We start from the raw sequence: 26,114 nt of genomic DNA, 5'->3' as shown, positions 1-26,114 counted from the left end.
AGTATGAGCACGCTCGACCGCCGCCAGGTCGGAGAGGCGATCGCCGCCTTCGCCGCGATTCTTGCAAGCGGCCGAGCGTTTGCCGCGAGGGACAAGTCGAGCGACAGCGCGGCGCCTGGGCATGACATGTCACAGATGCCGAGCCACTGGCATGGCAAGGAGCGGGTCGCCTTCCTGATCTATCCGGGCTTCACCGCCCTCGACATGGTCGGGCCGCACTATATGTTCGCAAGTCTGATGGGCGCAAAGATCGACATCGTCGCCAAGACGCTCGACCCCGTGCGTAGCGACACGGGTCTGATCTTTACGCCGTCGGCGCGCTTCGAGGAGGCGGTCGCGGATTTCGACATCCTTTGCGTTCCCGGCGGGACGCAAGGGACGCTCGCCGCCATTCGAGACGACGCCACGATCGCCTTTGTTCGCGACATCGGCCAAAAGGCTCGTTTCGTCACCTCTGTCTGCACAGGTTCGATCGTCCTCGGCGCGGCGGGACTGCTCGAGGGCTATCGCGCGACCTCGCATTGGGTGACGAAGCCTTTGCTGCCGATTGTCGGCGCCATACCGACCGACGGGCGCTTTGTGAAGGACCGGAACCGCATCACGGCTGAGGGCGTCACGGCCGGGCTGGATTTCGCACTTTCTCTTGTCGCGGAGTTGCGTGACGAGAAATATGCGCAAGGCGTCCAGCTCCTCGCCCAATACGCGCCCGCCCCGCCCTTCAACGCCGGCGATCCAGCTACGGCGCCGAAAGAGGTGACCGGGATGATAGACGGGATGTTCACGGGCCTGAGGCAAGAAATGCGCGTCGCCGCCGCGGCGACCTATGAAAGAAACAAGAAGCCTTAGATTGGTTCCGCGTCATTGCCGACGCTCGCGTAGCGAGCGATCGGGAATCCAGAGCAACACCCGCTGCTTCTGTGGCTCCGGATTCCCGGTCGGGCTTTCAGCCCGCCGGGAATGACAGCCGCCAATGTAGCTGTTCAAATGGAAATGGCGTCAGCCTTTCGCGCCGGGAGGAACGGCCTACCATGGCGCTCCAAAGCGGCGTTAAATCTCAGCCGATTCGTAGCTCGTGACTTCCATGCCAACGCACACTTCGATGATAATCGGGCTCGACCAGGTCATGACTGCTTCCTTCTATCGGGGCCCTGGATCGGGCCCTTGAGGCAAGATAACGGTCTGCGCTGGTTCGATCAGCCTGAAATTTCGCCAAAGGGCTGTTCCAAAGCTTCCCGACCAACTCCGCATTCTCCGAGGCATTCGCCCTACTCCCGATCGGCCTCGTCTTCGTCGCGGATCGGCAGCGAGACGATCACCCGCGTCCCTCCCGCCACGCCTCGCTCTACTTTCATCCGACCGCCCAGTCCCTGAACGCGCTCGCGCATCCCGAGCAGGCCCATTCCGGAACGGTGCTCTTCCGCGATGCCGACCCCATTGTCTTCGACGACGATAATTAATGTCGGCGCATCCTCCGTTTCGCTTTCTCCCATTTCGCCGATCATATCGCACCCGAATTCGGCAGAGACCCGCGCCCAACTTGCATTGGCGTGCCGAAAGACGTTGGTCACGCTCTCCTGAACAACTCTGTACGCCGTCAACGCGGTCGTCTCGTCGAGCGACGATAAATCATGGGGGCACGACAGCCGAAGATCGACTTCTGGATGGCCCAGCGACCAGGACGCGAAAAGATTCTTGAGCGCCGCCTCGAGCCCAAGCTCGGAAAGACCCGTTGGCCTCAGGCGCCCGAGCAGACCCCGGAACAAAGACTGAAGCGCCTCGCCTGCCCGATCCATGATCGTGCTGATCTGGCGTAATCGCTCAGGGTCCGCCGGAGACTGCGCGACAGCCTCCTGTAGAGACGCCGCCGCCGCGCGGATCGAAAACAGGCAGGGGCCAGCCTCGTCGTGGAGGTCTCGGGCGATGTCTTTTCGCTCGCTGTCCTGAATCTCGATGAGCTCGTTGACGAGATCGCGGTTCTCCTGCCGCACGCGATCGAGCGTCGCTGCGAGCGAATTGAGCGCATTCGAGATGTCGCGAAATTCCGTGGCGCCCTGCGGCGCGATCCGGATTCCGCTTTTCCGCGCTTCGAGGTCGGCAAGGCAGGCCTGCAGCGCTTCGAAAGGCGCGAGCGAATACCGAACGAGGAGCAGCACGAGGACGATGATGGCAAGCGTCACGACCAGACTGATCGACGCCAGCCAGGTCATGTCCGACCAGATCTCCTCCAGCTCGTCGAGGGGATTGGAGACGATCGCGACGCTGCCATAGTCGCGCTCATGGGCGCGGATGGGAACGATGACGACGCGTGGCGGAGGAACATCCACGAGTCGCACAAACCAAGCGGGCGGATTGTCGGCGAGAAGGCGTTCTGGCTGAGACCACTGCGCCGGCGGCGCTTCGCCCCGTTCGAGTATCGTGATGTCGACATGGCGCAAACGACCGAGATTTGCGTAGAGTTGACGCAAGGCTGGAGCTGGATTCGCGTTGTTAGGAATACTTGCAATTGTTGTCAGGACAAACTCCCGAGCGAGACGGAGATTGCTTCCCGCCTCGGCCCGCACGCGCGGTCCCGCATGCATGAGCTGAATCGTGAGATTGATCAGGAGCATTGCAAGAAGCACGAGGCCGATCAGCCAACTCAGCCCCGCTTTCAGTGAGATCATCGGCTTTTGCCTGTGAAAGAGCAGCCACAAAACGGCCACAAGACGATTGACACCGCGCACGCTTTTCACAACAAAGATTTTAGGTCCACAACAAGAAAAATCGTCATGCGTGTTTTGATCGTCGACGACCATCCGATGGTGATCGAGGGCTGCCGCGGCATGCTCTCCGGGCAAAAAGACATCGACGTGATCGAGGCCCACAACGCCGACGAAGCGCTCGAAAAATATGCTTCCACCGCACCCGACGTCATTGTTCTCGACATCAATCTCCCCGGTCTCTCCGGGTTCGAGCTGCTGCGCCTGTTGCTGAAGCGAAACCCCGATGCGAAAGTCATCGTCTTCACCATGAACGACGATCCGGTTTTCGCGGCGCGGGCAATCGAACGCGGCGCGCGGGGCTATCTGGCGAAAAACGAGGACCCGAAAGTCTTCATCAAGGCGCTTCGATCCGTTGCGGCGGGCGAACGCTATCTCTCCGGCAATCTGGCGCTGCGGCTTGCTTTCGCCGACCAGAGTCTGACAAAGAATCCGCTGGATGCGCTGAACAGCCGAGAGATCGAAATTCTGCGCAACCTCGCCAATGGCAAGGATATGACCGAGATCGCGCATATTTTGAAGGTTTCTTACAAGACGGTCGCCAACAACTGTATTTTGCTCAAGCGCAAACTCGGGGCACGGTCCAAGGCCGACCTTCTGCGCATTGCGGTCGAGAACAAAGTCGCCATGCGGCTGGTGTAATAGATCCGCTTGATTGGGCCGGTGTCATTCCCGACGCTCGCGTGAGCGAGCGATCGGGAATCCAGAGCAAAACCAGCGCTTTTGTGGCCCTAGATTCCCGGTCGAATGACATCAATCGGAGCTGTTCTAACGGAAATAGTACATCTACCTGAACTGCTTTTGCGTTCGGTAGCGCTCCGAAAGAAGGCGCAAAGCGTCTTCGCGCGTCACGTTCTTGTGACGCAGATTGAAATAATGCTGGCAGAGTACGCCATAGGTCTGCTTCTGTCCGGCCTCGGCGGCGACATTCGATAGCGCCTCCAGCAAATCCGCATAACCCTCGGCACGCCCCTCTTCCGCCAGCATTTTTCCGGTCTGCGCCGTCCGGTTAGCGAGCATGCGGTCGGTTTCGAGGAAATGCGGGCGCGCTGCGAGCAGCGCCGCACGCATGCGCCCGACTGCCACCTCGCCGGCGACGCCGTCGTGGCCGGCTTCCCGGCGCGCCAGCCAGAGCGCCGGGTCGGTATTGTCCGTCGCGCTCAGCCAGGGGCCGCCGCTTTTGGCCTCCTGCGCCTCGATCACATCATTTGCGTCGCTCGCGCGTTCCTCTTTGCCGCAGGCTGCGCAGAGGAGGCACGTGACGAGCACAAATGCCGCTTTCGAGGCGGTCGACCGCGGCGGCACGCTATTTTCCTTCGACTTTTCTCTTCAGGCTCTCCAGCCCGTTATGGAGATATGTCGCCATCGCGGTGCGCGCCGCGTCATCGTTGAGATTTTCAGGCGGCTCGTTGCTCGTGTCGCCGCGATAGAGGCGCCCATACCATTTCACTTGGCTGCCGCCGCCCGCCGCCGGCTCCACCGTGAAGGTGAGCGTGTAGGAACTCACCGGCAGCGCGTCGAGATTGGGATCGGACATGCGCCAGGAAAGCTTGTGCGCCGCCGCGTCATATTCGTCGAGGCCTTCCTTCAACGCCCCGCCCTTCTTGAGCGTCACTTCGCGCTCGGCGCCCGCAGCGTCGCCGCCCTTGGCCTTCACAGCCTGGACGTCCGGATGCCAGGCCGCCAGCCCGTCGAATTTCCCCGCGACCGCCCAAACTGCCTTGGGGTCGGCGGAGATGACGATTGTTTCATCGACCTTGATCGGCGTCGGCCCATGCGCGAGCGCCGGCGCGGCGAGCAAGAAGGCGATCAACGACACTGCTTTCTTCATTTTGTTCTCCCTCATGGTTGTTTTTACGCGGCGCGCGCGATTTGCCGCTTGCGCGTGAGCCGCTCCAAAAGCGGCGCGATCGAGAAGACCGCGAACAGGCAGGCGGCGGATGCGCCGCCGAGAAATGCTCTGAGATCGAGACTTCCCGAGCGTGGCCGCGCGGTTGCTGCAGCCAGATAGTCGTCGTGCAGACGGGCCGTGTCGCCGAGATGGGCGTAGCCGAGGCCGGTTTTTTCGGCGAGCGTGCGCAGATAGTCTTCCTTCACCGAGGAAAGATGCTCCGCGCCGACGGCGGCCGTCGCGCCAAAGGGCGCGTTGCGGGCATTGTAGCCCTCCCTTTGCTCGGCGCCTTTGGGCGGCAGGCCGAAACGGCTCTCATGCGGGACCTCGTCAACGGCGACGAAGCCGATGTCCCGTCCCCTGTCGTCGAACTTCGGGATCGGCGAGAGCTCATAGCCGCCGGTTCCCACGATCAACCCACGCGTCTCACCGACTTTCCCTTCGAAAGCGGGGCCGCCGGATGGCGGCAGCGGCGGGGCCTCGTGACCATCCGTGAAAAACAGCAGGTCCGTCTTCAACTCGCGCGCCATGTCGATGGCGCGGAACAGACCCGCCGCTATTCGGCTATCCCCCTCCCAGGCCATGCGCCAATCGAGCGCCGCGATCGCAGAGTCGAGCGGCGAGAAATCGGCGCAGGCGTCGATGGGCTCGAAGAGCAGGAACGGCCGCCGTTCGGTGAAAACGCCGAGCGCGACGCGCGAGGGGCAAGGGAGGCTGGCGATCAGCTCCCGCAAGGCGGCCTTGGCCTTTTCGAGACGGCTGATCGGTTTGCCCGAGGCGGCGTAGTCGCGAACATTCATGCTGCCGGTGATGTCGACGACGGCGAGGAGGTCATACCCCGGGCGCGTCACCTGCACCCGGGGCGTAATGAATGTGGCGACGAGCAGCGCGGCTGCCAGCGTCAGCAAGATGAACCGGGGATCACGCAAGTCCGGGCGCATCAGGGCAGACCTTTCGGCTTGCCCGGAATATCGGTCCAGAGCTTTTTCGGATCGGCGCTGAGCTCGTCGCCGCTCGTTCGCTCGAAGTCCGGAAAGTCGCGCACAAGTCGCGCCGCCACGTCGAAATTATATTTGGCGTCCCAGAATTCCGGGTCGAGTTGGAGCGCGCGGCGATATTCCCGCTTGGAAAGATTCACGAAAGGAGCCGCCGCTTCGAGCTCGGATCTCTCGATATGCGCCAGCGCCACGCGCAGCAGCGCATTGGCCAAGAGATAATGCCCCCGCGCGCGGGTCTGCGTATCGCCGACGCGGTCCAACGCCTCCAGAAGACCGCGGGATTGATCCAATTCGTCGCGTTTCGTCAGGAAAGCAATGCGCGCGAGCAGCAGTTCCGGGCGCGCGTCGCCGCCGATTTGAATATCATGGCCTGTGCGGAGCAGTTCGATCGTGTCATTCGTGGCGAGCGCGCGGCGCCACGCCGCCAATTCGAAGCCGGTCGCGACAGCAAACGTCAGGAGGAGTGCGACGAGCAGCGCAGAACGCTGCTCGCGCCAAAAAACGAGAGCTCGTTTACGCAGGCGGTCGATCACGGGACGCCTCTGGGTGATGCGAGCTGAACTTCCGCTAGTTTGGCGACGAGCAGCAGACACACTGCGCCGAGCGCGGCTGCAAAAAATGTCCCGGACAGATCGCGTCGCGGCAGCTTTTCGAAATACGGCATGGGCCGGCGCTCGAGCTGATCGATCTGACGCAAAGCTTCCTCGGTCGCTTTGGGTCCTTCCGCTTCGAAAGCGCGATAGGGCACGCCAAGCGATTTGAAATAAAGATCGAGATGGCGCTCCGGGGCCGCTTGTGGGGACTCGTCGTTGTCGTGCGCGTCGTAGATCCCCTGGCTTCCCTCGGTGCGCAGGAAGAGCCAGTAGAGATTGACGTGGGCCTTTTTGAAATCCGCGCGCAGATCGTCCTGGATTTTGGGATCGATGACACCCGCGCCGTCCGAAATGAGAAGAACGGCCCGGGAGTGATCGGCGTCACTCGCGCGAAACATCGAAAGCGCCATGGCGAGGCCACGTGCAATATTAGTGTAATCCAGCCCCGGCCGATCCATGGCGTCGATCGCTGCTTTGGTCGCGTCAGGGTGATCGGAGAGCGGGGTGACGAGCATGGGCGAGGTCGAGAAGGCCGCGACGCCGACAAGGTCGCGCCGCCGACTCTCGACGAAGCCTTTCAATATCCGCTTGGCGGCGGCCGCCTTGGACTCTTCGTCGCCAGAAGGGTTCCGGCCCGCAAATGTCTCGTTCATACTGCCGCTGCGATCGATCAGCATAACGATCTGCGCGCCTTCGGCCACGCGCTCGACTTCCTCTCCGGGAAGGAAAGGACCGGCCGCGCCCGCGAGACTCGCGAGAAGCGCCACGACGCCGAGCAACTTCAAGCCAACGTCGACGACTCCGGAAAGACGGTCTTCGGGCGCGCAATCCAGCGAGGAGATCGCGCAATCGCGCAATGCGGATTTCCACAGCGGCGCGAGGGCGGCGGGCGCCAGCAGGAGCAGTCCAGGGAGGTCGAAGCTGATAAGCGTCACTGCGCGCGCTCCCGGCGAGCGAGCGCTTGGGCAAAATCGAGGAGCTCGCCGAGCGTGTAATCGGCGACGTGATCGCCCTCTCGAGAAAAGAAGGCGCGTCGCGATGCTAAGAAGAAGCGATCGAACGCGGGCTTCAGGGACGCGAATTCCGGCCGTCGCGCCAAAAAACCAGGGACGTCCTCAGCGAGAAGCGACGCGCCGTTCGCAAGATCGATCGCGCGGTGCAGGCTCTGAAAAGCCAGCGGGAGAACGGTCGCCTCACTTGCCGCGCGCGTCTGCGCTGCGAGCTTGCGCGCCACCGCGCTGAAAATGCGCGCGGGTCTTTTCTGGAATGGCGGCCAGGCGCGATTCCGCGCGACCGCAGTGAGCGAGAGTAAAGAGAGAGCGGCGAATGCCAGCGCAAGACGCTTCGGCTCGGTCTCCTCCGCATAGACCGCCGGCGCATCCGGGCGCAAATAGTCCTCCGAGCGCTCCTGCTTTTCAGGCGCGATTTCGCGCAAGGGCGCGACGCCCACGCGCCAGGCGGGAACCGAAATGGTTTCCTCTCCAAGACGCAGATCGAAAGCAGGAATGTCGATGTTTCGCACATCGAGCGCGACGTAGAAATTCTGGTAGACCAAATCGATGTCCCAGCGCGTGTCCGCGCCGACCGTTGTTGCGTGAACGCCTACGTCTTTGAGGTCGAGCGAAACCCCGAGGGGCCCCGGCCGCGGAAGTGAGGAGGCCGAGAGCTTCGCGTCCGCTGATGACATAATCTCGATGCGGGCATGGATAAGATCGCCGACAAAATAGCCGAAAGGCCGCGCCGAATGAATTTTGACGCGCTGGTCGGCGGCCTGGGCGCAAGTGGCCCAGAAGAGCGCGACAATGAAGAGTGGCGCGATACGCATGTCGCGCCTCACGCCGCCATGAGACGTAAACTGAGGGATCGGGAATCGACACGATCCTCGACGAAAACCGGCGGTCGAACGCGTCCGGCCGCGAGCTGAATCAACGCCGCCCGGCGCTTCGACTCGGCGTCGATCCATTTTTGCCGCAGGCCCGGACGCATGACGACTATCGTACGCCGGCGCGCTGTTTCGGGGTCACGTAATTCGAGCAAACCCCAGCGCGGCGGATTCAGCTCGACAGCGTCGACGAGCACGACCGGCAAAACATCGTGAAGCGCCAGCGCGTCAAAGATCCTCTGGACAAGCGCCGCCGGCCATCGGAAGTCGGAGATGAGCAGAACAAGCTTTCGCCCCGCGCCGAGGCGTATCGCGGCAGTCTCGAGGCTTTCCGCGTTCGTGCCGGCCGGACGTTCGTCGCGAAGCCGATCAACGGCGTGAAGCGCCGCCCTTCGCGATAGCGTCGCCGGAAGAAAGGCGCTCTCACGCAAAACGTCGCCGCCGGCGACGAGGCCGAAGCGGTCGCCAATGCGCGTCGCCGAAAAGGCGAGCGCGGCACAGAGGTCGCAGGCGACCTGGAAACGGTCGACCGCGCCGACAAAGCCCATGGACGCGGAAAGGTCGACAAGCGCGTAAACGTCGATCGCGCTTCTTTGCTCGAAGCGCCGGACATGAGTCTCGCCGAAAGGATCGCGCAATGTCGCGCGCAGATCGATGCGTCTTGCGTCAGGATAGCGCAGGAAGGGCGCTTGGTCACGGAACACGCCGAACCCACCGACCTCGCTCGATACATGCGCGCCGGCATGATTGGACCGGAAGCGTCCGCGAGGGCGGTACAGAATGTCGCCAGTTATGGTCATGGAACCGGAATCGTGTCGAATACGGCTTGGCAGAGCTGCTTGACCGGTTCGTCGCCGCGCAGCGCATGAATGGGATCGACAAAAATGCGATGCGCCATCACCTCGAGAAAAACGTCTTTGATGTCGTCCGGCGTCAGATAGTCCCTACCCTCGAGCCAGGCGCGCACGCGCGCCGCAAGCGCCAGAGTCGCAAGGCCGCGTGGGCTGGCGCCGCCCTTTACAAGCGTCGCGACGTCGACGTCGCGCAACGATATGCCGACGGACGCCGGCTCGGTCAGCGCGCGCCAGAGGTTCAACACATAAGACTGGAGGGTCGGGCTCGCCTTCACCGTCTCCTGGATTGCGCGCGCCACTCTCCCGATCTCACGATAGTCGACCGTTCCGGGCGCCACTCTGTCGAGAAGTAAATCGACATCCTGAAAGACGGGATCAAAAATAAGGCTGCGCCGCGCCTCTGGATCGGCGGGCGCCTGCATGGAAATTTCCATAAAGAAGCGGTCTCTTGCGGCGGCAGGCAGTTCGAATGTCTCTTCGCGCTCGACCATATTGCGGTCGGCGAAAACCTGGAGATAGGGAAAATTGACCAGACGGTTGAACGCCGTCACGCTTCGTTCGGCCATCAGCCGCAAAAGGAGCGAATGGACCTGTGGCCGCGCGCGATTGATCTCGTTGAAGAAGAACACGGGCAGCGTATCCGCCAGCCGCAGAAGCTCCGAGGCTTCGACGCGCGGGCGACCGTCGTCGCCAAGATAGGTATGATAGAGGATGTCGCTCGGCATCATGTCGACCGTGCCCTCGAAACGGGCGAAATCCCCGCCGAGCGCGCGCGACACCGCTCGAAGCAAGGTCGTCTTGCCGACGCCGACGTCGCCTTCGATCATGATATGGCCGCGGGCAAAAACGCCGATCGTGACGAGCCGAATGACGCGCTCCTGGCCAATGACCGCTTTTTGGATTTCCTGCTCGAAGGCGAGCGCGCGTTCGCGCCATTCGCCGAGCTTGTGCTCTTTTTGAGAGTCGTCGTTCAAGACACGACCTTACAGCGCGATAAAAAGGGCGGCCACGATCTCGGGAACGGACGCGATGCGCTGTTGTTGAACAACATCGGATCCAGATCGTGGCCGCTTTCGTTCATCGCGGAAAAACCGCGACGAATTCGATTATTGAGCGATCTTGCTCACGTCATATTCCCATTTGCCAGTCTTCTTGAAATTCTCGACCCGCTTTTTGTTGCGATCTTCCATGGACTGGATCGAGGCCTGCTGCTTGGCGAGTTCCTTCGGATCGTGCTTGGGGTCGTATTTCGAGCCCTCGACCTTTTCCGGAAAGCCCGGCTTGGGTTCCCAGCAGTTGCCGGGCGCTTTGCACTTGGTGCCGTCATAGGCGAGAGCGCTGCCGGCGCTGAACATGATGCCGACGGCGACCGCCGCGGCGAAATGCATCTTACGCATGCCTGGTTCCTCCATATGTGCGAGGCTCGAGCCTCTTTGTTTGCGCCTCCCGCCGATCGGCGGAACTTGCTTCGCCGTGACCTTACTTTTTGGCCTGGCACTTGCCTGGCGGATTGTCCGGCAACGTCTCATGTCCGGCGTAAGGCTTGAACGACTTGCGCTGCGTATCGGTCAGCCAAGTCGCCTTCTCCGGCGCTTCCTTGAAGAGGTGGCGGACCCAAGCCATCACCTTCAGCATCTCGTCGAGCTGAAGATTCTGATATTGCGGCCCCATCGACGCCTGTGCGCCGCCATAGATCGTCGAGAACAGGCCTTCGTCGGTCTCGTTCTGCGGATAGGTCCAATAAGCGTCGTTGAGGCCGGGCCCGATCTTGCCTTCGCCGATATGGCCATGGCAGCCCGAACACGCCGAGAGGAAAGTCTGCTCGCCCTGCTTCAAGCAGCTCGGATCCTCATTGTAGGGGTTGACGCCCGTCGTCATGAATTCCTTGACGGCGGGAGTGTCTTTGCCCTCCGGCAGCGCGTCGCTGAAATTGAGGACTTCGCCAGTGATGGTGTTGCGGAAGGTAATGGCCGACTGTGCGATTGCCGCTACGGCTACGAAGGCTCCGACCGCGGCGACGATCACACGCGCCGCATTTTTTCTTTGCTTGAACACGTTTTCTCTTCCTGCTCAGTATGCGCGCGTCTATTGGGTCACCGGCAAAAGGGGGACGCCTTCGGCTTTGAGGATTTCATCGATCTTCGGCTTGGCGGCGACCAGCGCGGTGTTGACGGCGTCCAGCAACGCCTTGTCGTCACGGCGAACGGCGACCGATTGTTCGAAGCGTTGCGGCACTTTTTCGCCATTGCTCTTCGTCGCATCGTCTTCGATCAAGCTCATTCGCAAGGGAACGGTCGACGCCTTGACGTAACGCGCGACATCCGGCGCAAATCCCACTGCGATTTCGGCGGAGCCATTCACAACCTCGCCCACCATCCGACTCGGATCGATCTGCGTATATTGATTGCGCGCTGATCTGAAGTTCACGAGCGAGTAAAGATAGGCCATGTTGTCTTCATATTGGCCCATGTCTTTGAGGAGCACCTCGCCCGGCGAGCCAAAGGCGACGACGATGTGGCCAGCCTTTTTCAGTCGAGCGTCGTTCCACGACTTCACGTCGAGGCCGCGATCCGCCCGGCTCACGAAGACGTAGCCAGTCCGGTAATAAGGTCTCGACGTCGCGACGCGCGGATCGCCCGTATCGAGGCCGATGACGACGTCGCAGAGGTTCTTGTCGAGATAGTCGCGGACGAGATAGATTGCTGGCCGCTCGGACCACACGAACTGCGCCTTGCGCTTCAACGCGTCGGCGAGCGCTACCCCAATCTTGTTTTCGAGACCCGAGCCGTCTTCCAACGACAGCGGCGGTTGGTTCTTTGCGGCGCAGATTCGCAGCGAATTAGGATCGGCGGCTTGTCCAGGCGCCTGCGCCGGATTCGAAGCCGCGTTGTTTACGGCGTCGCCGGATACGCCAAGCGACGCAGCGGTCGCCGGCGCGGCGCCGAGGAGCGCCGCAGCAGCGACGGCGCTAAACCATGTAGACGAGCGAGTCGGACGCAACATCTTCGCTTCTTTCGTGAATTTCCTCGAGCGTTTGCCCGGACGCAGATTTTTGCGCCCGAGCAAACGTCTCAATTGCTTCTTGCAAAGCAGAGAGGAGATTAGTTGGCCTTGTATTCGCCGAGGTTCAGATCGTCGTAGGGACCCTTGCCGTCGAGCGCGAAGACCATCACGCCGCCGCCCATCTGGGTATAATTGGCGAGCTGCTTGAAGGCGCCGACCGCGCCAAGACCGGCCGTCGGATCCTGAAGGTCGAACACGAGGCCAACGCCCGGCCAACCACCCACGCCGTACAGGATGGCGACATATTCGACGCCCTTGTGCTGATAGACGATCGGATGGCCGATGACGCCGGACGGAAGCTTGAACTTCCAGAGCAGGTCGCCGGTGTCGCTGTTGCGGGCCTTGATGAAGCCGTCGAGCGTTCCGTAGAAGACGACATTGCCGGCAGTCGCGGCGGTGCCGCCCCAAACCGCGAAGCGCTCCATCTTCTCCCATTTGAACTGGCCGGTGATGGCGTTGTAGGCCTTGATCTGACCCAGGCCCTCGCCCTTCTGGCGGTCGCCCTTCGGACCCGGAAACATGTTCAGCGTCGCGCCGACGAAGAACTGACCGGCGCGGTACGGAAGCATGAAGGGCTCCCAGTCCATACAGATGTGGTTCACCCCGAGGAAGAACAGCTCCTTGGTCGGGTCGTAGGAGTCGAGCCCCTGATTGTGATAACCCATCGCCGAGGGGCAAACATCCTTGGCGAGATGATCCATGCGGGTGCCATATTCGGGATCGCGAACCGGCAGGCCGCTCTTCAGATCGACCTTTTTGAAGACATTGACCGTGTCGTCGATTTTGTCCGCCGAGACCAAGGTGCCGTCCGTGCGGTCGAGCGTGTAGACGATGCCGTTGCGGTCCGGATGGGTCAGCAGCTTGCGAAGCTTGCCTTCCTTATCCTTCTGCTCGCTGAGCATCATGAAGTTGATGCCCGCGTAATCCCATTCGTCGTGCGGCGTCTTTTGATAGCCGAATTTCGCCGCGCCGGTTTCGAGATCTCGGCCCCAAATGGTCATCGTCCACTTGTTGTCGCCGGGACGCATCGTCTCGTTCCACGGCGCGGGGTTGCCGCTGCCGTAGTAGACGAGATTCGTGCCCGGATCATAAGCGAACCAGCCCCAGTTCGTGCCGCCGCCGATCTTCCAGGCGTCGCCCTCCCAGGTTGACGTGCCAAGGCCCTTCTGGCCGTAATGCGGGTTCGCCTTGTTGAAGTCGTCGCCGATCAACACGTCGGAATCAGGCCCCGTGGCGTAAGCGCGCCACTTCTGCTCACCGGTACGAACGTCGTAAGCGGTCATATAACCACGCACGCCGAGCTCGGCGCCCGAGCTGCCGACAAGCACCACATCCTTGTAGACATGCGGCGCAACGGTCAGGGTCGAACCGACTTTGAAGTCGGAGTTTTCGATCTTCCAATATTCCTGACCAGTAACCGCGTTCAGGGCGACAACATTGCCGTCGAGAAGCGTCTTGATGATCAATGACGGCGTCTTGCCATCGCCAGGCCAATAGGCAAGGCCGCGATTGACGATGTCGCAGCAGGCGACGGCGCGCGCGGCGGCGTTCTGCTTGGGCTTGTGCTGCCAAAGAATGCGCGTCGGATCGCTCAGATCGAGCGCAAAGGTGTTGTTGGGAAACGACGTATGAACATACATTTTTCCGTCGACGACGATCGGCGCGCCTTCGTGGCCGCTCAACAGGCCCGTCGAAAACGACCAGGAAACCTTGAGGTTCTTGACGTTGTCCGCGTTGATCTGCGTGAGCGTGCTGTAGTGGTTCGCGCTGTAGTTCTTGCCCTGCATCGCCCAGTTGTCTTCGCTCTTCGCGAGCGCTTCGAGCCGGTCTTCGGCCTGGGCGACCGACGCCATAGTGACGGGCGCCGCGATCAGGACCGACAGCAGGGAAACGGAATTTAAGAATTTCCTCATAGACGAGTCCTCCTGCGACGTCCTGCAAGACCGTTGGCGGCTTCTTGAAAGGATGACGTCGCCTCGTGAAGACGCTCCAGCATTTCTCCAGAGTCGTCATGTTCGTTGAAGGTCGCTTCCTTGGAAGCGCTTGCCGCGCTTTATGGGAGAGACGATCCGCGAGCATATAAATTTAAGCGTCGCAGCGTGTCTCTACGATTTATCGGTAATGTGCCTCGGGAAAGATCGGCATATCGCCTCCCGGTATTTCCTACGCGCCGGCGCTAACGCGCCGTCATCTTGACGCGGGTCGACATGCGGTATCTTCTCCCGCCGAACTGCATGGCTATAAGAAGCGTGACGCATGTCTGATCGTATGGTTTTCGGCCTTTTCGGCGCCTATCTGCTGACGCTCGGCGCCGCCGGTTTCGAGGGCCCGACGGCGCCGATCGTCGACATCGCGCTGTATCCGCAGGACGGGCGCCGCCTGATGACCGACGCCGACTTGGCGCGCTTTCCTGGGGCTGGCGTGCTGATGTGCTATTCTGATTTTGGCGCGCTGGAGCGCGGCGCGGCGGCATGGCTGATCGGCGCGCATGATCTCGTAGTCGTAAACGCGCATAATTTTGTCGACAGCAAGCTGGTTCCGACGCACCCCGTGACGAACTGCTTTTTTCGTATCGCGGGCGGCGATTACTACTTCGACGGCGACAATGTGCGGTTTGGCGCGGCGGTGGAGTCCAAAGGCCTGCACATCACCGACGACTGGGCGCTCCTACGGCTGCTGCAACCGACGCCTGACAATGTGAAGCCGCAGCCCATCCCGGATGCGAGCAACATAATGACCGGGCCGGGGATGAAGGTGACGATGGTGGCGCCCGCGGGACATTCCAATACGCGCCTCCCCGCCACGATCGAATCATGCGAGATCCATCGCGTCGACGAACCGAGCGAGGGCCATGTGCGGCGTGCGCGGCACGACTGTAATGACGGCTACGGCGGCTCCGGGTCGGGACTATTCTCGGAAGACGGTCGGCTGATCGCCATGCACAGCGCCTCGCTGGACATGAACCTTCAGAGGCCCTTCGACATCGAGACGCATTATGGCTCCGCCATGCTTTTCGAGGGCGACCTCGCGAAAGCCATTCGAGCGGCCGTCGAGACCCCGCGCTGATTATTCTTTCGGGGGGATGGTTCGTAGATAGGCGACAAGCGCGTCTAGATCCTCTGTCGACATCTTTGCGAAATGCGCCTTGGCGAGCGTCGACATGGGCGGCTTGAGCGGATCGCCGTTACGCGAGACGCCTTGCGTGATGACGCGCGCGATTTCCTCGCTCGACCAGGCGCCGAGACCTTTCTCCTGATGCGCGCTGATATTCGATGCGATAGCGACTCCGCCGGGGGTGCGGAAGATTTTTCCGCCCGCGCCAAGCCGGCTTACGTGATCGGGCGCATCGTCTTTTTCGCCACTGTGGCAGGACAGGCAGCGGGCGATCGAGGCGACGTAGAGGCCGCGCTTGATTTTGTTGGAAAGCGCCGCGTCATCGAAAGGGGCCTCGGCGCCGGGTAGCGGATGCGGCGCCCATTCGCCATGTCGCTGTGGCGGTTGCGCGGGTTGCGTTCGAACGGGAGCTGCGGCGCGAAGAAAGGAGATGATCGCGTCGAGATCGCCTTTGGTCAACGCTCGGTATGAGTCAGAAGGCATCACAGGCGCGAGCTGCCCGTCTCGGCCGACGCCGGCGACAATGGCGGCGCCCAGCGCCTCGTCGCTCCAGCCGCCCACGCCCGTCTCTTTGTCGGGTGAGATATTCGAACCACGTACGGCATAGCCATTGCCGGAGAACGTCTGAGAGCCGCCGGAGAAGCGCGCGGCGTAATCATAGCCCCCCGGGCCGCGCGGCGTGTGGCAATTATCGCAGGCGCCGAGGGCCTCCACCAGATATTGCCCGCGCGATCTGTCGGCTGCGGCGGAGTCGCAGATGCTCAGGGCGGCGGCCCCCATGCAGAAGGCAGCAAGGAGAAATAGGCGACTGATCATACGAACGACTCGAAACGCCGCGGTTGAATTGACGAGGTTCCTACAACAGCGCCATTGTGACGTCTTCTTCATTATTTCCCGGCGACTCCAGGAAGAATCGGCGCTTCGCCGCAGACCCCCGCCTCGCCCGACAGATGGACGTCGAAGCAGCCTGCGTCACGGGAAATTGCTGTGGTCGTAACATTATGACGACGAGAAGCATCGACGGCGGAACGACTCTCGAGCGGGATACTTTCACGGAAGCAAAGGAAAAATCGGAAGGCGCCTTTACGGCGCCGACTAGAAATGATTATGGCCGCACATCGGACCCTGAACGCTCAACGCTCTGCGGGAACAATGTTGAAAAGCCCCCTACTTTCTCCCAGCCTGTTCGCCTCGGTCATGAGCCTCTCCGTTTCGGCGGGAGAGGCGCAGCCGACGGGCGCGGCGCAAACCGAGCTGCCAACAAGAGCCCCGGGTTTGTGGCGGATCGCAACGGTTTCTCCCGAGATCGGGATGCAGACCAATGACGTCTGTATTACCGCGGGCGACAGCATCATCGGCCCTCGCGCGAGCGGCTGTGCGCAACCATCCGTCTCGCATGCAGGCGACCAAGTGATCGTCACGGTCGAATGTGTCGCGGGTGGCAGGCGCGAGGTTGAGAGCTTTCTCTTCACGGGCGATTTCAAATCCTGGTATCGCGCCCAATCCAAAATGAGCTCGGGAGCGATACGCTCCGGCTTCACGATCGACGCGAAATTACTGCGAAAGAGCTGCGAACCTTGACGTCTGCGGCGTGTTCCGCGGCACCCGGCGTCGAGCATCACTCCGGGTAAGCGCTTTCTTCCCTCTATGCCGTTTCGCTATATGAAAGACGCGGGGACGAATTACATCCAGAATTCAGTCTCCCGCTCTGTCCGACATGAAGTCGCAGCTCGAGGTCGTTATCAACGGACGTCCTGCCAATCTGCTGATACTCTGTGATGTTTGCGTCGAAGGGTTACGAAAGATCATGCCCTACTCTGCTTGCTTGACGGCTGGCGGGTTCCACGCTTCCAGCCCGAACCATTGATCCTTGACTTGCTCGTAATGCGTCGTCGCGTCATAGACGGGGACGTCGAGCGCCAGTTTTTCCGCTGAAAGCTGCCCCATCGACGCCAGAAGCCCGAACCCGGAGAGGATGCGGTTGCGCTGAGCGTCCACCAGAGCAATCCTCGCGCTCAACAGCGTTAGTTGGGCGTTCAAAATATCCCATGTGGTTCGCAGGCTGATCTTGGCTTCCTGCCGAACGCCGGCAAGGGCGGACTCGGCGCTTCTGACTTGCTCTCTTGCCGAGGCCGCGAGCTTGCTCGATTCGTTCCAGGCGGCCCAGGCGGCCTCGACCGACTGCTTAATCTCGTTGACTTGCTGGTGGTAAAGGAACTTTGCTTCCCCGAGCCTCTCCTTGGCCTGCCGGGCCCGGGCATAGACAATGCCGCCTTCATAAACGGGTACATTCACTTGAACCCCGACCATACCTTGAAAAAGCCGCTCATTCGGCGCGCCGACATATCCAACGTAATTGAAGTTCTGATTTACCGAACCGACAAGGTTCACTGTCGGCGCCAGCTCTCCTTCCGCAATTTTCACAGCAAGTTCGATGATATCGACGTTGTATCGAGCCGCGAGCGCGGCCGGATGGTCGGTAAGGGCGAGCTGAACGGCGGCGCCAACATTCTGTGGCAGCATCCGATCGGGCGACCCGACAGCCGTCAATCTGTTCGGCGATCGTCCGATCAACTGGCTGTAGGCGGAAATGCTCGATTGAAGATTCACCGTCGACGTCGAGCGATCCAACTTGCCGCGGGCCAGATAGGATTCCGCCTGGAAGATATCCGTCTTGGTGACTTCCCCGCCGAGAAACCGTCCTTTGGTCGTCGCGACCTGATTGGCGACGGCGCGAACAAAATTGTCCCGAAGCTTGTAGACCGCGGCGTCGTGCAAAACATTCAGATAAGCCGCTGCGGCGTTTGCCAGAACGATATTCTCGGCATTGCGCAAAATCTGGCGAGATTGGAATATCTGAGCCTTCGCTTGGTCGATTCCGTTAAGCCCTCGAAAGCCGTTGAAGACATTGAGATTGACCAGCAAGCCTGCGCCGGCCGGCTGAGTCAATGTGTAGGACTTGAACGCGCTCGTCAGCAGGTTCTGCTGGAGGACGGCATAATTGCCGAGAAGATTGACCGTGGGAAGAAGAGTTCCGCGCGCCATCGGCAGGTTCTCGTCAACGCTGCGTGTGCTGGCCCGCTGTGCGTTCAGTTGCGGATTCGTGAGATAGGCTTCGGACAATGCGTCTGTCAGCGTTTCGGCGTGCGCGTGCCGAGCAAGCAGGGGCCACGAGCAGGCAGCTAAGATGAAGAGCAGCGTGTGACCCCCGATTGACGGAACTCTCCTTGCCGGTTTCCCGAAGGGAAATTCTCTCGCCTGTCCCATCATGGTTTTCCCCTAACGATCCTTCGAGCTCCCCGAGAGAGGAGTGCGTTCAGCATGAGCGGGAAAAGACATTTGCAACGATCGACTCGCAGAAACCTCCATTATCGTTCGTTTTCAGCCGTCGACTTCTCCATACATTTGCGCGAGTGAATCGTAGTCGTGCAACGCCAGGCCCTCGTAACGGGGGGACCGGAATCGATCCGTGATCAGATTGTCGAAATCGACCATAGCGGAAGAAAAACGATCTGGCGGCGTTCCGCGCCAAGTGACGCCCGGCTCGGCGTCGCCGACCTCCGCCCCCATCCTCCAGCGCCGGCCAGCCCCCTCGATCTGTGCGATTGCTGGAGCGGCCCACTCGAGCGCGCGTTTGGGATCGGATCGATAGGACATGATCGATAGCGAGTCAGCCCGTCTTGCAAGCTCGCGCAGGAAGTTGGAGCCGCCTGTCGTAAGCGTCGCAAAAACCGGATTAACGGCGATGTCGATCTTTTGATAAGGCGCGGCGGCTCGCAAAAGGTCATAAAACTTCACCGAACCCTTCATAAGAGCGGGTCGCGTCGGTTTGTCGTTCCAATCCGGCACTGCATTAGGCTCGACATCGAAATGGAGCCCGTCGAACAATCCCGTTTCCACCGCCAACCTGACAAGTAAGGCGGCATGCTCCGGCAGTTGCGCTGGTCCCCACGCCCAGTCGGGCTCGCCGGCCACTGCATAAACGCGCCGTCCGTTTGAACGCATTGCGCGCAACGTCGCGCAAGCGTCTCTGTCTCTGGTGAGCAGCGCCTCGGCAGCCGTCGGGCTGACGTAAACAAATAGTGTCGATATCCCGTGCTTCTCTGCAAACGTCAGCACAGCGCCGGGGGACAAAACGCGATCCTTCCACACCCACATCGCCACGCGCGGCGGCGCGTTTCGCGCTTTCGCGAAAGCGCTCGCCAAAGGCGTTACTGCGCAGGCCGACAAGAATGAGCGGCGAGACGTCATAGCTGCTCTGATCATGTGAAGAGGCGCCTTTCGAGAAATGAGCGGCCCAGCAAGCGGCGGCGAGCGACTTTGCAAAAGGCGCTGGCGTTGCTCACTTGCGTTGCGCCTTTTCTCGAGGCTCGAGCGGCGTCTCGCGCGCGGCCAAGCGAATCCCTAACATTCCATATTCAGGCGCTGGATTCCTATCGCCAGCAAAGGCGGCGATCAGCCATTTGGAGCTGGACACAACGGCGCTCACAATTGCCTCGGGCGCCGATGTAATAACATTCGAAGGCGCAAGCGGCGTCGTCACTCTGATTTTCGCCAAAAGCGGAAAGGCTCCGCCGTCTTCGATCGAGATTCGCGCGAGTTGCTGACGCTCTATCGTGCGGAAAGCCGATTGAAACTCGGCTGGTAGTTGGTCGGTGATGTTCCCTACGGCCTCGATGCGCCCAACCTGGCGCTTGAACCCATCCGTGATTACAACGGTTTGGCCCGGATCGGCTGCATAGATGCGGTTCGTCGGGAGATAGGCCAGAATGAACTGCTTTCCGTGGTAAATCTCCGCAATCTTGCCCGCTGCCCCCGGCGAGAGCACGGTCCCAGGCGTCGCGACATGCGCGCCGAGCGTTCCCGCGACCGGACTGATAATTGCGCCATCGCGGTACGAACGCTGCGCCGCGTCAACGGCTTCCTGAAGACGGACAAGATTGCTGAGAACCGAAGCGCGCTCGCTCGTCAGGCCCGCCTGCTCCGCCCGTAACGACGCGACTTCGCGTTCGGCCTCGAAACGATCTCTCGTTGCTTCCAGCAGACGCGTCGTCGTGCTGTAGCCGCGCGCCATCGCTTGGTCCACGACGGCATAGGCGGCCCCGGAATGTTTTATGCGCTGCTGCGCGACTGGAAGCATAGCGTCGATCGCCGATAGCCGCGCGTCGATCTGGGCCTTGCGGACGTCGAATTGACCTTTGCGCGAGGTGAGATCGGAAATCAGGTCGATCATCTGTGTGGACAGGACTTTGCCGATCTGATCGCCCGCCGCGACTTTGTCGCCCGGCCGAACCGAAATCGTCAGCAGTTGCGCGCTGAAGGAAGGCGACACGACTTCCTCGTCCTCGAGGACCATGCCGTTGGCCTCCATGAAGATCATCGGGCCGAAAACGAGAAACAAAACCCAGCATCCCGCGCCAACGAGCGCGGCCAGATAAATCTTGCGTGCAAGAGATTGGGCGGCGCGGGCTTGATTCTTCAGGTTGTCGGGCCGCGAAAGCGGACGCAATGAATGGAGCGTCATGGATCCCTGTCTCCTTTTTCGTCTTAGCGCCAGATCATGAGATCGCGTGACTTTTGCGGGACGTAGTTGTCACGGAGCGAAGATGAAAAAATGATCTCCGTGACGTAGGCATATAACCGGTTCATGCGCATGACGTAGGACTGGAACAAGCCAAACAACGGAACGAATGGCGCCAATCGCCAGAAAATGGGTTTGCCCGTGATGAGCACAGCCGCAAAAAACGTCACGACATCGAAGGTAAAGAGCAGCATCGCGACCGCGATCAGTAAAAGAACTCCGAATTGACCGTAATTGACCAGGAGCCAGACGACATAAAATGGAGAGGCAAGCGTCGGCAGCATGTTGAAGATGATGAAATCCCACTGATGGAACGCTTCACGCCAGTTGAAGGCGGAGTTGAACGGGTTCATGAGCCGGGGATATTTGCGGTAGCGAACCCAGATAGCGTCACGCTCCCAGCGATTGCGCTGGCGCCAGAGATTGTAAAAGGAGTCGGGGACGTCCGTGTAGCAAACTGAATGTCTGGTGAAGACAACTCTGTAACCACAGGAACGTAGGCGGAGCGTAAAGTCCAAATCTTCGCCGCCGCCCACATCCATGCCGCTGACACGCTCCCACGCGTCGCGCCGAAATGCGCCAAAAGCGCCAGAGACGCAGACAACTTGGTCGAGAACGTCCGAAAAGGCCTTTCCCAGCGAAATCGAAAGCAAATATTCGATTGCCTGCAACGATGTGATGATCGACGCCTGCCAGTTGCGCACCAAAATATTTCCGCTCGAACCTGCGATTTCTGGATCGCTAGCAAATGGTCGCAGCAGCTCCTCGATTGCATCCGGCTCGAAGGAGCAATCGCAGTCGATGACGACAAAGATGTCGCCCTTTGCAATTCGCGCCGCGAGATTGAGCGCAGCAGCTTTACCGCCGCGTAATTCCAGTCGGGCGACTGAGCTCACGAGATTTTCGCGCCTGGCTCGGGTCATGATCTCGTAGGTCCGGTCGTTTGAACCGTCATCGACACAGACGATCTCGAAGTTTTTGAAGGTTTGAGCGTGAAGCGAGCGGATGCACTTCTCGATCGACGCTTCTTCATTGTGCCCGGCGAGAAGAATCGAGACGGCAGGAAGGGGCCCTATCGGACCGGTGTGGCGGCGCTCGCCAAACAGCAATGCGGCGGCGGTGGCTTGCACGCCAAGGAAATAGCGAGGCGCCTCCGCGAGAATTGTGAGCCAAAGAAGCGCGAAGTAAGCCGATCCCGGCAGCGCTAGGAGAAAGTGCCAGGCGGAAATGACAGCGTCGATCATCGTGGCGCCTGCGCATTGGAGTTGGCGGCGGCGAGCGCCAGAAACTCAGCGCATGTCAAGACGGCATATTCGACCGACGGAGCGAGCGAGAGATGCCGCTCGAGGCGCGAGCTAATCTCGGGAAGAGCCCGTTCAACGTCCCGCTTCGCATCGCTCTCGATCATCACGAGGAACACAGGAAGCTCCTCGACGATCTCCGTGTCTTGCACGAAACACTCTCGAAGCAAGGAGCGGAAGAATGACCATGTTTGCTGCCAACTACGCCCCGCGGGCGGCGTTCCGGGCGGCTCATGGAGCCGCACTTTCAAAATACAGCCGACGGCGCCTCGCGAGGATAAACGGTCGGCGAAAGCGCGCACCGCGCCAATCATTCCCTCGTCGGGCGAAGAAGGCGGCAGCTTCGGCGCGGGCGAAATGACGAGGGCTCTCGCGGCGTCGGTGAGACTGTATCGATAAAAATCCCGCCTGCTCATATCGCCGGCTGCGATCGAGGCGCCGCAATTCAGGCAGAGTAACTCGATCCGAATGTCGCCCGACGAATGGCCGCATGCGTGACAGATGTACAGAGAGCCTGGACGGTCGTAGTCGAGACTAAAAAAGGTTAGGGCCTGACGACATTTGGGGCAAATAAGCCCGCCGGTTTCTTGTCGGAAATCTGACTCTGGACCCTGATACGCGCAGCTCAGATGATGCAGAACAGCCTGTTCAGTGACGTGCGGACTGCCACAGGAAGCGCAGAGTTCTCGAACGACGAGCCGGGCCGAACACGCACAATGGGGACAAGCCGCCACGGCGTCAAAAAACCGTCTCTCCAGCAGGCCAACCCCAACAAGGTCTTCCGCGGTAGTTACCGCTCCATCGACAGCGGCCTCGTCACGATAAACAAAAGCGTCTTTCGCAGCAGGGTCGATCGAAGGGAGCAAATCGCTGTCTCGCACAAACAACCGCGCAAGAAGCAGAAGGCGTGGATCCGCCGCCTGAAAAATTGCAGGAGAAAGCTGCCTAATTCTCGCAATCATCGGAGACAGTGTGATCAGCGCCTCCGAGAGGGCGCGCGGAGAAGCCATGCCGATGCTGAGATCGCTACGGCGCTTGATGCGATTGTCTGCCGAGATTCCGGTCGCATCCACGACAGGCACGATCGCGGCTGCGGCTGGAGATAAGGCCGATGCAAGGAGAGAAATCGAAGCGGCGTCGTTGATGATTACGAAATCGGGGGCCTCATCGCGCCCGCAGGCGGCAATGCTGTGCGGCAGGAGACTTTCCTCGAGCGGAAACGGCAAGCTTAGAGCGCGCCATTGTGAGCCGGACGCCAAGCGCGTCTCGTTCGATCTCTCGGCACGCGCATCGAAAGAGGCTTTTCGCAAGGTCACTGACATCGCTCTCTACTCGATCATGCAAGCATTTTTGCGTCCGCCGCCAATGGAATGGAGTTCTCCACTTGGCTGAGAAAGCGCACCTTCTTAACCGGGGAGTATTTCCGACGTAAGCATACAGATTGGTCGATAAACGAAAGGCGATGCTACGTAATTGCCGTGCAGATGGGAGAAGGTTGCACACGTCGTGACTACCCCCGATGCGCTGCGGCGCCGGGACGCCATATGAATGTGCGTGAAGGGTAGCGAGTCGCTTGCTTATCCCCCTGCGGCGGCGAGTGCTTGGCGCTTTGGCCGGGCGAGGCGCCATAAAGACTGTGCTCGAGAAGGACGGGCCAGCGCCGCTCCCTCGGGGAGACGTAATCGCAAGCGTCCCTGCCCGCCCTCGCGGCGCGGAAAGCCAAGCGGTTGACAGGGATACGTCCCTTCGGCTTATAAATGGCGTAGGCGATGGAGTTCGCCTTATAACCGCCCTTGGGGCTGATGACTCCTGCTTGCGCACGCACGCTAGGAGTCCGCTTTGAAAAAGCCGTTGTTTTCTTTGCGCTTACAGCCGAGCCCGCGTCGGTCTAGCTTCGCAAGGGCGGCAATATGACCGCCTTCGACGACGATGATCGGCTGACGGGTTGGCGATTCCTCCTTTTTAATGCTGCGCTGGCCGTGGGCAACGTCATCGCTCTCTCCAACGTGCCCGGATATACGGTGCTGGCCCCCTATGCGGCTGGCAGCCTCCAGGGCGTCACGCCCAGTTTCGGCACCTGGGCGACGACGGACCACATGATGGGCATCGTGCTCGGCCTGCCTTTCGCGCGCTGGCTGTCGGCGCGCTATGGCGACTACCGGGTCTATGTCGCCGCTTTCGTCGCCTATGCGGTTTTTTCCCTCGCATGCGCTTTGAGCGAAACCATCTGGTTCTTCGTGCCGGCGCGCTTCCTGCTCGGACTTGCCGGCGGCATATTGCTGCCGATCGGCCAGGGGCTCGTCCTGAATGAACTCCCCGAAAAATACCGCCCCTATGGGGTCGCCTGGTGGGGCGTGCTCAGTATGGCGCCTTTCACCCTGGGCGTTTTCATGGGCGGATTCTGGGCCGAATATTTCAACTGGCGCGTGCTTTTCTATTCGAACATTTTCCTCGGCTTACCAATCGCCGGGGTTGTGGGCGCTCTGCTCTATGGCCGTCCATTCGCCCGGCGGATCACGCGTTTCGACACCATAGGGGTGTTGTTGATCTCCGTTACTCTGGTCGGGTTCCAAACAGTGCTCAACCAAGGCAATGACTTCGATTGGCTTGGATCATCCTTCCTCACGATCGTCATGGTCGTGGTCGCCATCTCCCTCCCGATCTTTATCATCTGGGAGCTCGGCGAACGCCGCCCGGTCCTGGACCTACGGCTCTTTGGTCATCGCAACTATGCGGTCGCGACTTTTTGCTCGGTCTTCGGCTTTCTCTTTATCCAAGGCATGCTGTCGGTCTTTATCGGGCAGCTTCAGTTGCTGCTGGGGTACACCTCCTCGGGCGCGGGGACGGTATACCTTACGATGGCGCTGCTGGCTGTGCCTCTCGTCTCAGTGGTGCACCTTCTCGTCAGGCACATTGATTTGCGCCTTTTTGCGAGCCTGAACTTCCTTGGCTTCTCCGTGACCATGACGTGGCTGGGCCTGTTCGATAAGCCTGCTTCCTTCGATCAGATCACCGTGCCGATGATTTTCTTCGGCTTCTTCCTCGCGACATTCTTCGCGCCGCCCGCCGCCATTGCGGTCCAAGGCCTTGGGGGCTCTCAACTCATCCGCGCCGCCGAAGAGCTTGCGATGCTGCGGACAGCGGCCGGCGCTTTTGGCATCACCCTGCAAGGCGTCGTGCAATTCCGGCGAACGCCTTTCCACCAACTCGACCTCGCGGATCAGCTTGGCGGCCGGCGCTTTCCGTCGCTCGACCTGCTCCCGCAGCTTCTGGACAAGCTGCAAGGGCTCGGATTGAGCGAATCCGTGGCGCGGGCGCAGGTCTCGCGTCTTATTCGCCAGCAAGCATTGCTTATGGGGCTCAACGACGCTTTCCTCACCGGCGCGCTCGCCTTTTTCGGCCTTGCAATTTTTGTCTGGTTGGCCAAACCGGCTAGGAAGCCCGCGCCGAAGCAAAGGTTGGAGCTCCTCCGCGCCAAGGAACTTATGGAAGAGCCCTGATGCCTTGCCTCAACCTAGATGGACTCGACGAATGATCCGGCGCTTGCAGAGGTCCATCCCTGTCGCGGCGGCCTTCGCGTCTCTAGGCGGCTGTATGCCCACAGCGCCGCAGCAACGGGCCGAGTTCATGGAGCCGCCGTCGATGAACCGCACAATCGCGGCTTCCGGCGTCAAGAGCGTCAGCACGGAAAACGGCTGGCCAAGTTCGCAGTGGTGGAGAGCCTTTCGCAGCGCGGAACTCGACGCCATCATTGGAAAATCGCTGCTCGGCAATCAAGGCTTGAGAAAAGCCGCCGACACCCTGAAAGACGCCGAGGCGGCGGTCGACATCGCAGGCTCGCGTCTTACCCCCTATGTGGAGGCCGACCTCTCCTACAAGCAGTATCGCTACGCCGAGCATGGCGTCGCGGCGGGGCTCAATCCGCTGCAGGGAGGCAAACAAAAATCCGCCGCCTTCCTCAACCCGATTTCCGCCAAATGGGAGCTGGACTTCTGGGGCAAGAACCGCGCCTTGCTCGACGCCGCGATAGGCGACGCGCTGGCGCAGGCGGGCGAGCTCGAACAAACGCGCTTATTGC

The 26,114-nt window shown here is 60.7% G+C and carries 28 protein-coding genes and 1 riboswitch; of the genes, 8 read left to right on the top strand and 20 right to left on the bottom strand.

Annotation, left to right across the window (positions count from 1 at the left end; all coding sequences use genetic code 11):
• Positions 1 to 3 precede the first annotated feature (3 nt).
• Positions 4 to 846 (top strand): DJ-1/PfpI family protein, encoded by an 843-nt coding sequence (locus tag QNA11_RS18555; protein WP_283484270.1) that lies wholly within the window; start codon positions 4 to 6, stop codon positions 844 to 846.
• A 201-nt stretch (positions 847 to 1,047) separates the two neighbouring features.
• Here QNA11_RS18555 and pqqA read toward each other — a convergent pair whose 3' ends face one another.
• Complete coding sequence (pqqA, locus tag QNA11_RS18550; RefSeq protein WP_202073329.1) at positions 1,048 to 1,125, bottom strand: pyrroloquinoline quinone precursor peptide PqqA; 78 nt, start codon at positions 1,123 to 1,125, stop codon at positions 1,048 to 1,050.
• A gap of 140 nt (positions 1,126 to 1,265) precedes the next feature.
• Positions 1,266 to 2,663, bottom strand: coding sequence for a histidine kinase (locus QNA11_RS18545; RefSeq protein WP_283484269.1), 1,398 nt, complete (start codon positions 2,661 to 2,663; stop codon positions 1,266 to 1,268).
• A 105-nt stretch (positions 2,664 to 2,768) separates the two neighbouring features.
• On the opposite strand from QNA11_RS18545, the gene QNA11_RS18540 reads away from it, so the two are divergent.
• Positions 2,769 to 3,401, top strand: coding sequence for a response regulator transcription factor (locus QNA11_RS18540; protein WP_202073188.1), 633 nt, complete (start codon positions 2,769 to 2,771; stop codon positions 3,399 to 3,401).
• A gap of 144 nt (positions 3,402 to 3,545) precedes the next feature.
• On the opposite strand, the gene QNA11_RS18535 is transcribed toward QNA11_RS18540, so the two are convergent.
• From QNA11_RS18535 to QNA11_RS18520, 4 genes are read right to left on the bottom strand one after another with little or no spacing between them, the layout of a single operon-like run.
• Entirely contained in the window at positions 3,546 to 4,064 is a 519-nt protein-coding gene (locus tag QNA11_RS18535) for a hypothetical protein (RefSeq protein WP_283484268.1), read from the bottom strand.
• A gap of 1 nt (position 4,065) precedes the next feature.
• Entirely contained in the window at positions 4,066 to 4,590 is a 525-nt protein-coding gene (locus QNA11_RS18530) for an SRPBCC family protein (protein WP_283484267.1), read from the bottom strand.
• A gap of 23 nt (positions 4,591 to 4,613) precedes the next feature.
• The gene (locus tag QNA11_RS18525; RefSeq protein ID WP_283484266.1) at positions 4,614 to 5,591 is read right to left on the bottom strand and encodes a vWA domain-containing protein; all 978 of its coding nucleotides are present in this window, start codon (positions 5,589 to 5,591) and stop codon (positions 4,614 to 4,616) included.
• Positions 5,591 to 5,938: a hypothetical protein gene (locus QNA11_RS18520; RefSeq protein ID WP_283484265.1), complete on the bottom strand. Its 348-nt coding sequence runs from the start codon at positions 5,936 to 5,938 to the stop codon at positions 5,591 to 5,593. The genes QNA11_RS18525 and QNA11_RS18520 overlap by 1 nt, the downstream gene beginning before the upstream one ends.
• On the opposite strand from QNA11_RS18520, the gene QNA11_RS18515 reads away from it, so the two are divergent.
• Complete coding sequence (locus QNA11_RS18515; protein WP_283484264.1) at positions 5,930 to 6,208, top strand: hypothetical protein; 279 nt, start codon at positions 5,930 to 5,932, stop codon at positions 6,206 to 6,208. The genes QNA11_RS18520 and QNA11_RS18515 overlap by 9 nt on opposite strands.
• Here QNA11_RS18515 and QNA11_RS18510 read toward each other — a convergent pair.
• From QNA11_RS18510 to QNA11_RS18475, 8 genes are all read right to left on the bottom strand, one after another.
• A complete protein-coding gene (locus QNA11_RS18510; RefSeq protein WP_283484263.1) occupies positions 6,178 to 7,176 on the bottom strand; it encodes a vWA domain-containing protein in 999 nt (332 codons plus the stop codon). The genes QNA11_RS18515 and QNA11_RS18510 overlap by 31 nt on opposite strands.
• Positions 7,173 to 8,066 carry a nonribosomal peptide synthetase MxaA gene (locus QNA11_RS18505; protein WP_283484262.1) on the bottom strand — a complete coding sequence of 298 codons (894 nt, stop codon included), beginning with the start codon at positions 8,064 to 8,066 and terminating at the stop codon, positions 7,173 to 7,175. Before QNA11_RS18505 ends, QNA11_RS18510 begins: the two co-directional genes overlap by 4 nt.
• A gap of 8 nt (positions 8,067 to 8,074) precedes the next feature.
• Complete coding sequence (locus QNA11_RS18500) at positions 8,075 to 8,923, bottom strand: DUF58 domain-containing protein (protein ID WP_283484261.1); 849 nt, start codon at positions 8,921 to 8,923, stop codon at positions 8,075 to 8,077.
• Positions 8,920 to 9,951 (bottom strand): AAA family ATPase, encoded by a 1,032-nt coding sequence (locus QNA11_RS18495; protein WP_283484260.1) that lies wholly within the window; start codon positions 9,949 to 9,951, stop codon positions 8,920 to 8,922. Before QNA11_RS18495 ends, QNA11_RS18500 begins: the two co-directional genes overlap by 4 nt.
• 132 nt (positions 9,952 to 10,083) lie before the next feature.
• The gene (locus tag QNA11_RS18490) at positions 10,084 to 10,374 is read right to left on the bottom strand and encodes a methanol dehydrogenase [cytochrome c] subunit (protein ID WP_202073196.1); all 291 of its coding nucleotides are present in this window, start codon (positions 10,372 to 10,374) and stop codon (positions 10,084 to 10,086) included.
• An 82-nt stretch (positions 10,375 to 10,456) separates the two neighbouring features.
• On the bottom strand, positions 10,457 to 11,032 hold the full coding sequence (gene moxG, locus QNA11_RS18485) for a cytochrome c(L), periplasmic (protein ID WP_283484259.1): 576 nt from the start codon (positions 11,030 to 11,032) through the stop codon (positions 10,457 to 10,459).
• 30 nt (positions 11,033 to 11,062) lie between these two features.
• Positions 11,063 to 11,980 (bottom strand): methanol oxidation system protein MoxJ, encoded by a 918-nt coding sequence (moxJ, locus tag QNA11_RS18480; RefSeq protein ID WP_283484258.1) that lies wholly within the window; start codon positions 11,978 to 11,980, stop codon positions 11,063 to 11,065.
• A 98-nt stretch (positions 11,981 to 12,078) separates the two neighbouring features.
• Positions 12,079 to 13,953: a methanol/ethanol family PQQ-dependent dehydrogenase gene (locus QNA11_RS18475; protein ID WP_202073199.1), complete on the bottom strand. Its 1,875-nt coding sequence runs from the start codon at positions 13,951 to 13,953 to the stop codon at positions 12,079 to 12,081.
• Positions 13,954 to 14,296: 343 nt separating this feature from the next.
• On the opposite strand from QNA11_RS18475, the gene QNA11_RS18470 reads away from it, so the two are divergent.
• Complete coding sequence (locus QNA11_RS18470) at positions 14,297 to 15,106, top strand: trypsin-like serine peptidase (RefSeq protein ID WP_283484257.1); 810 nt, start codon at positions 14,297 to 14,299, stop codon at positions 15,104 to 15,106.
• On the opposite strand, the gene QNA11_RS18465 is transcribed toward QNA11_RS18470, so the two are convergent.
• Positions 15,107 to 15,970: a c-type cytochrome gene (locus QNA11_RS18465; RefSeq protein WP_283484256.1), complete on the bottom strand. Its 864-nt coding sequence runs from the start codon at positions 15,968 to 15,970 to the stop codon at positions 15,107 to 15,109.
• Positions 15,971 to 16,306: 336 nt separating this feature from the next.
• Between QNA11_RS18465 and QNA11_RS18460 the strand changes: the two genes are divergently transcribed.
• Positions 16,307 to 16,735, top strand: coding sequence for a DUF3617 domain-containing protein (locus QNA11_RS18460; protein WP_283484255.1), 429 nt, complete (start codon positions 16,307 to 16,309; stop codon positions 16,733 to 16,735).
• A 231-nt stretch (positions 16,736 to 16,966) separates the two neighbouring features.
• Here QNA11_RS18460 and QNA11_RS18455 read toward each other — a convergent pair whose 3' ends face one another.
• The 5 genes from QNA11_RS18455 to QNA11_RS18435 all read right to left on the bottom strand — a co-directional run bounded on the left by QNA11_RS18455 (position 16,967) and on the right by QNA11_RS18435 (position 22,998).
• Positions 16,967 to 18,424: a TolC family outer membrane protein gene (locus QNA11_RS18455; RefSeq protein WP_283484254.1), complete on the bottom strand. Its 1,458-nt coding sequence runs from the start codon at positions 18,422 to 18,424 to the stop codon at positions 16,967 to 16,969.
• Positions 18,425 to 18,535: 111 nt separating this feature from the next.
• On the bottom strand, positions 18,536 to 19,042 hold the full coding sequence (locus QNA11_RS18450) for a hypothetical protein (protein ID WP_283484253.1): 507 nt from the start codon (positions 19,040 to 19,042) through the stop codon (positions 18,536 to 18,538).
• A 454-nt stretch (positions 19,043 to 19,496) separates the two neighbouring features.
• The gene (locus QNA11_RS18445) at positions 19,497 to 20,678 is read right to left on the bottom strand and encodes an HlyD family secretion protein (protein WP_283484252.1); all 1,182 of its coding nucleotides are present in this window, start codon (positions 20,676 to 20,678) and stop codon (positions 19,497 to 19,499) included.
• A gap of 23 nt (positions 20,679 to 20,701) precedes the next feature.
• Complete coding sequence (locus QNA11_RS18440) at positions 20,702 to 21,979, bottom strand: glycosyltransferase family 2 protein (RefSeq protein WP_283484251.1); 1,278 nt, start codon at positions 21,977 to 21,979, stop codon at positions 20,702 to 20,704.
• A complete protein-coding gene (locus QNA11_RS18435) occupies positions 21,976 to 22,998 on the bottom strand; it encodes a TackOD1 domain-containing metal-binding protein (protein ID WP_283484481.1) in 1,023 nt (340 codons plus the stop codon). Before QNA11_RS18435 ends, QNA11_RS18440 begins: the two co-directional genes overlap by 4 nt.
• Before the next feature lie 46 nt (positions 22,999 to 23,044).
• On the opposite strand from QNA11_RS18435, the gene QNA11_RS18430 reads away from it, so the two are divergent.
• The 3 genes from QNA11_RS18430 to QNA11_RS18420 all read left to right on the top strand — a co-directional run.
• A complete protein-coding gene (locus tag QNA11_RS18430; protein WP_283484250.1) occupies positions 23,045 to 23,428 on the top strand; it encodes a hypothetical protein in 384 nt (127 codons plus the stop codon).
• A 364-nt stretch (positions 23,429 to 23,792) separates the two neighbouring features.
• A riboswitch (Fluoride riboswitch) is annotated at positions 23,793 to 23,855 on the top strand.
• 91 nt (positions 23,856 to 23,946) lie between these two features.
• Complete coding sequence (locus QNA11_RS18425; RefSeq protein WP_283484249.1) at positions 23,947 to 25,536, top strand: MFS transporter; 1,590 nt, start codon at positions 23,947 to 23,949, stop codon at positions 25,534 to 25,536.
• Positions 25,537 to 25,678: 142 nt separating this feature from the next.
• Positions 25,679 to 26,114: TolC family protein (locus QNA11_RS18420; RefSeq protein WP_502867571.1), on the top strand; the 436-nt coding region annotated here is incomplete at its 3' end.

The sequence above is a fragment of the Methylocystis sp. JR02 genome (genome assembly GCF_030063565.1).
In the GTDB taxonomy this organism is placed as follows: Bacteria; Pseudomonadota; Alphaproteobacteria; order Rhizobiales; family Beijerinckiaceae; genus Methylocystis; species Methylocystis iwaonis.
Note: the sequence above shows the minus strand (reverse complement) of the source record. Positions and strands in the feature narration are given on the sequence as shown.

Coding starts and splice junctions, on each gene's coding strand:
- QNA11_RS18555 (WP_283484270.1), top strand. CDS start 4: ATGAGCACGCTCGACCGCCGCCAGGTCGGAGAGGCGATCGCCGCCTTC.
- pqqA (WP_202073329.1), bottom strand. CDS start 1,125: ATGACCTGGTCGAGCCCGATTATCATCGAAGTGTGCGTTGGCATGGAA.
- QNA11_RS18545 (WP_283484269.1), bottom strand. CDS start 2,663: ATGATCTCACTGAAAGCGGGGCTGAGTTGGCTGATCGGCCTCGTGCTT.
- QNA11_RS18540 (WP_202073188.1), top strand. CDS start 2,769: ATGCGTGTTTTGATCGTCGACGACCATCCGATGGTGATCGAGGGCTGC.
- QNA11_RS18530 (WP_283484267.1), bottom strand. CDS start 4,590: ATGAAGAAAGCAGTGTCGTTGATCGCCTTCTTGCTCGCCGCGCCGGCG.
- QNA11_RS18525 (WP_283484266.1), bottom strand. CDS start 5,591: ATGCGCCCGGACTTGCGTGATCCCCGGTTCATCTTGCTGACGCTGGCA.
- QNA11_RS18505 (WP_283484262.1), bottom strand. CDS start 8,066: ATGCGTATCGCGCCACTCTTCATTGTCGCGCTCTTCTGGGCCACTTGC.
- QNA11_RS18500 (WP_283484261.1), bottom strand. CDS start 8,923: ATGACCATAACTGGCGACATTCTGTACCGCCCTCGCGGACGCTTCCGG.
- QNA11_RS18490 (WP_202073196.1), bottom strand. CDS start 10,374: ATGCGTAAGATGCATTTCGCCGCGGCGGTCGCCGTCGGCATCATGTTC.
- moxJ (WP_283484258.1), bottom strand. CDS start 11,980: ATGTTGCGTCCGACTCGCTCGTCTACATGGTTTAGCGCCGTCGCTGCT.
- QNA11_RS18475 (WP_202073199.1), bottom strand. CDS start 13,953: ATGAGGAAATTCTTAAATTCCGTTTCCCTGCTGTCGGTCCTGATCGCG.
- QNA11_RS18470 (WP_283484257.1), top strand. CDS start 14,297: ATGTCTGATCGTATGGTTTTCGGCCTTTTCGGCGCCTATCTGCTGACG.
- QNA11_RS18465 (WP_283484256.1), bottom strand. CDS start 15,970: ATGATCAGTCGCCTATTTCTCCTTGCTGCCTTCTGCATGGGGGCCGCC.
- QNA11_RS18460 (WP_283484255.1), top strand. CDS start 16,307: ATGTTGAAAAGCCCCCTACTTTCTCCCAGCCTGTTCGCCTCGGTCATG.
- QNA11_RS18455 (WP_283484254.1), bottom strand. CDS start 18,424: ATGATGGGACAGGCGAGAGAATTTCCCTTCGGGAAACCGGCAAGGAGA.
- QNA11_RS18445 (WP_283484252.1), bottom strand. CDS start 20,678: ATGACGCTCCATTCATTGCGTCCGCTTTCGCGGCCCGACAACCTGAAG.
- QNA11_RS18440 (WP_283484251.1), bottom strand. CDS start 21,979: ATGATCGACGCTGTCATTTCCGCCTGGCACTTTCTCCTAGCGCTGCCG.
- QNA11_RS18435 (WP_283484481.1), bottom strand. CDS start 22,998: ATGATTGCGAGAATTAGGCAGCTTTCTCCTGCAATTTTTCAGGCGGCG.
- QNA11_RS18430 (WP_283484250.1), top strand. CDS start 23,045: ATGCCGATGCTGAGATCGCTACGGCGCTTGATGCGATTGTCTGCCGAG.
- QNA11_RS18425 (WP_283484249.1), top strand. CDS start 23,947: ATGACCGCCTTCGACGACGATGATCGGCTGACGGGTTGGCGATTCCTC.